This window comes from Leisingera sp. F5 (assembly GCF_001593695.1).
The window spans coordinates 1-3,544 of the sequence record NZ_LUKH01000228.1; the positions used below are offsets into that span (position 1 = coordinate 1).

The 3,544-nt window shown below is 60.9% G+C and carries 4 protein-coding genes; 3 read left to right on the top strand and 1 reads right to left on the bottom strand.

The features are described 5' to 3' along the window. Positions 1 to 119: 119 nt before the first annotated feature. Positions 120 to 743 carry an XRE family transcriptional regulator gene (locus A2I95_RS27885; protein ID WP_027258860.1) on the bottom strand — a complete coding sequence of 208 codons (624 nt, stop codon included), beginning with the start codon at positions 741 to 743 and terminating at the stop codon, positions 120 to 122. Between the two features lie 64 nt (positions 744 to 807). On the opposite strand from A2I95_RS27885, the gene A2I95_RS27890 reads away from it, so the two are divergent. Genes A2I95_RS27890 through A2I95_RS27900 form a run of 3 tightly spaced genes read left to right on the top strand, consistent with a single transcriptional unit; the run spans position 808 to position 3,346 of the window. Beyond that, positions 808 to 2,313 (top strand): class I adenylate-forming enzyme family protein, encoded by a 1,506-nt coding sequence (locus tag A2I95_RS27890; protein ID WP_291735151.1) that lies wholly within the window; start codon positions 808 to 810, stop codon positions 2,311 to 2,313. Beyond that, positions 2,310 to 2,972: a DsbA family oxidoreductase gene (locus tag A2I95_RS27895; protein WP_291735153.1), complete on the top strand. Its 663-nt coding sequence runs from the start codon at positions 2,310 to 2,312 to the stop codon at positions 2,970 to 2,972. The genes A2I95_RS27890 and A2I95_RS27895 overlap by 4 nt, the downstream gene beginning before the upstream one ends. Next, positions 2,969 to 3,346: a potassium channel family protein gene (locus A2I95_RS27900; RefSeq protein ID WP_291735155.1), complete on the top strand. Its 378-nt coding sequence runs from the start codon at positions 2,969 to 2,971 to the stop codon at positions 3,344 to 3,346. Before A2I95_RS27895 ends, A2I95_RS27900 begins: the two co-directional genes overlap by 4 nt. Positions 3,347 to 3,544 lie beyond the last annotated feature (198 nt).

Consider the following 3,544-nt stretch of genomic DNA (forward strand, 5'->3'; position numbering starts at 1 on the left):
CACCTCACCTTGAACGAAGCCAGGGAGGAGGTGGACGATTTCCTCTATATCGAAAGCCTGCTGAGAGAACTGGACGGGCGGCCGCACTAGAAGCCCAGCCCCTGTGCCAGGTCTCAACATCAAGCCAGTGAAGTCACCCAGAGGATCATTGCATCTTCGGGGCTGACAGATATGACATTGTGCCCCATGGCCGCGTCGTAATAGGCGCTGTCACCGCGGCGCATTTCGATCGGCTCATAAAATTCCGTGTAAAGCTTGACCACCCCGGTCAGCACATACAGGAATTCCTCGCCGTCATGGCGCACCCAGCCGTCAAATTCATCCAATGACCGCGCCCGCACCCGCGCCCGGTAGGGCAGCATCTGCTTGCGCGACAGACCGTCCGCCAGCAGCTCGTGCTCATATGTCGCGGTGGCATGGGCCGAACCGTCACCTGATTTGGTCACCGTCATCCGCCCGTTCACCTGATCGCGCTGCGGCTGGGTAAACAGCTGCGGCACCGAGATCTGAAGGCCCACCGCCAGCTTCTTAAGCGCCTCGTAAGTCGGCGACATCTGGCCATTTTCGATCTTGGACAAGGTCGAGCGCGCCAACCCGGCCTGATTGGCAGCGTGTTCCAGCGTCCAATCCCGCGCCTTGCGCAACTCGCGCACGCGCGCGCCCAGGTCCAATGGCTCTGCTTCGTCATCTCCGCCGTTTGCACGGGCGATGGTAATCAGGGACTTCGGGTCACGGCTTGTCATAGCCACTCTATAAGCCGCACCTGCGCAGCTTGCAACGCAGGACGGCGCGGGCTAGCCAATTGCCATGCTGTCCGTTTTTGATCAGGGGCCGTTTGCGCCCTGCCCTTCGCCTTTCAATCTCGCGGCCCATGTGCTGCGCCATGCCCGTCGGCTGGCGGCCAAGACCGCGCTGTCGGTTCTCGCGGGCGATGCCTGCGAAGACTGGAGTTATGCCCGGCTTGAAGCAGCGGTGCGCGGAACCGGAACAGGGCTGCTCAAGGCGGGATTGAAACCTGGAGATATTGTGCTGATGAGGCTGGGGAACACGGTTGAGTTTCCCATTGCCTACCTCGGCGCCATTGCCGCCGGACTGGTGCCGGTGCCCACCTCATCCCAATTGACAGCGCCCGAAACCGCCCGGATGATTGCAGATCTGAACCCGGCAGCGGTGCTGCGCGACCCGGCTGTGCCCTGCGCGAGTCACCCGCTGCAGATCAGTACGGCCCGCTTGCTGGATATGCACCGCTTGCTTCCCTGCGACTACGCCTTTGGAGACCCGGAGCGGCTCGCCTATGTGGTCTACACCTCAGGCACCAGCGGAAATCCGCGCGCCGTCTCCCACGCCCACCGGGCAGTTTGGGCGCGGCAGATGATGGTGGAGGGCTGGTACGGTCTGACGCAGGACGACCGGCTGCTGCATGCGGGTGCTTTCAACTGGACCTACACACTGGGCACCGGACTGCTGGATCCCTGGACGGCGGGTGCAACGGCGCTGATCCCGCAGCCCGGAACCCCGCCTGATGACCTGCCCGCGCTGCTGCGCCGGCACCGTGCAACCCTTTTTGCCGCCGCTCCAGGCGTCTACCGGAAACTCCTGCACGCCGGCCCGCTCGAATTGCCGGACTTGCGGCATGGGCTTTGCGCTGGTGAAAAGCTCTCCCGCCAGCTGCACGCTGCCTGGGACACTGCAACAGGCTGCGGATTGTTTGAGGCTTTCGGCATGTCGGAATGCTCCACTTTCATCTCCTCTTCACCGTCCCGCCCTGCACAGGACGGGGCGCTGGGGCAGCCGCAATCCGGCCGCAAAGTGGCTATTCTGGGCGCTGACGGACCGGTTCCAACGGGGGAGGAAGGCACCATCGCCATCCACCGCTCAGACCCGGGGCTGATGCTTGGCTATCTGAACGCGCCTGAAGAAACCGCCGCCCGCTATCAGGGGGATTGGTTCCTGACCGGTGATCAGGGCGCAATGACCGGCGCCGGGCAAGTCCGCTATCTGGGACGCGCTGACGACATGATGAATGCGGGCGGCTACAGGGTGTCCCCGATCGAGGTTGAAACGGCTTTGGCGGCCCATCCCGGCATCACTCAGGCCGGCGCCGCAGCGGTGGAGGTGAAGCCGGACACTTTTGTCATCGCGGCCTTCTATACCGGTCCCAAAGAGTTGAACGCCGCAGAACTGCAGGCCTTTGCATCCCAGCGCCTGGCCCGTTACAAGCAGCCCCGCGCTTATGTCCATCTCGACGTCCTGCCTGCAGGCGCCAATGGCAAACTGCTGCGCCGCGCCCTGCCCGCCCTGTTCAAAGGATGACCCAAATGACCACCGTCAAACTCGACATCCTGTCGGACCCGATCTGCCCCTGGTGCTATATCGGCAAGACCCATCTGGACAAGGCGCTGGCCGAGGTTCCGGATCATCCCTTTGTCATTGAATGGCATCCGTTTCAGCTGAACCCCGACATGCCGCGCGAAGGCATGGACCGGCGCGACTACCTGGAGCGCAAGTTCGGCGGCAAAGACGGCGCGGTTAAGGCTTATGCGCCGGTGGTGGAACACGCCGGAAACGCTGGGCTGACCATCAATTTCGAGGCGATGACGCGCACGCCAAACACTCTGGATGCGCACCGGCTGATCCATTGGGCCGGAATCGAAGGCAAACAGACTGAAATTGTTGATGCACTGTTCAAGGCCTATTTCGAAGAGGGTCGCGATATCGGGGATCATGACGTGTTGGCGGATATCGCTGACAATGTCGGCATGGATGCATCAGTTGTACGCAAACTGCTGCAATCGGACAGTGACGCCCAAAGCATCCGCGACCGCGACGCCCACAGCCGCCAGATGGGGGTGAATTCGGTTCCGACTTATATCGTCGCCAACAAACACGCGGTGCCGGGATCGCAGCCGCCCGAATTGTGGGTCAAGGTGATTGGCGACATCATGGAGCAACTGGACGGGGATGACAGTTGAAGCAATTCAAGCTTTCTACCATTCTACTCAGCCTGATAGCAGTGGTGCTGTCAGGCACTATCTTCTTTCGTATCGTTGAAGGCTGGACCTGGCTGGACAGCTACTTTTTTACCGTGATCACCATTTCCACTGTCGGGTATGGCGAATTGGTTCCGGCCACGGCATTGGGCAAGGTCGGAACAACGTTTCTGATCTTTGGCGGGCTGGGCGTTTTTGCAGTTGCGATACGCGAGTTTGCCAACTTTCACATGCAAAAACGCGAAGAACACACCGAATGGCTGGTGGGCCACCTGGGAAACCGCAAGACAGAACAGGAGCCCCCCGCCGCCAACGAAGACGAACGCCCTAACCCAACCCATTCTGAACACCCCTGACCCGAGGTCATTCACATGTGCACAGATATCTGTGCATCGCTGAACTGGTGCCAATCATACAAACGTGATACCGCTGACGCAGCGTGACCGGAGCATTCACTCCCAGCCAGCTCAATTTTAGCCAGCCCGCGCTTTCGAACCAGACTGGAGCGGTCCATGAGCCACCGAATAAATCGGGCGGAATTTATTGCGTTGATC

What these genes read in the sequence shown, in the direction of transcription:
- A2I95_RS27885 (WP_027258860.1), bottom strand. Translation starts at nt 743, where the DNA reads ATGACAAGCCGTGACCCGAAGTCCCTGATTACCATCGCCCGTGCAAAC.
- A2I95_RS27890 (WP_291735151.1), top strand. Translation starts at nt 808, where the DNA reads ATGCTGTCCGTTTTTGATCAGGGGCCGTTTGCGCCCTGCCCTTCGCCT.
- A2I95_RS27895 (WP_291735153.1), top strand. Translation starts at nt 2,310, where the DNA reads ATGACCCAAATGACCACCGTCAAACTCGACATCCTGTCGGACCCGATC.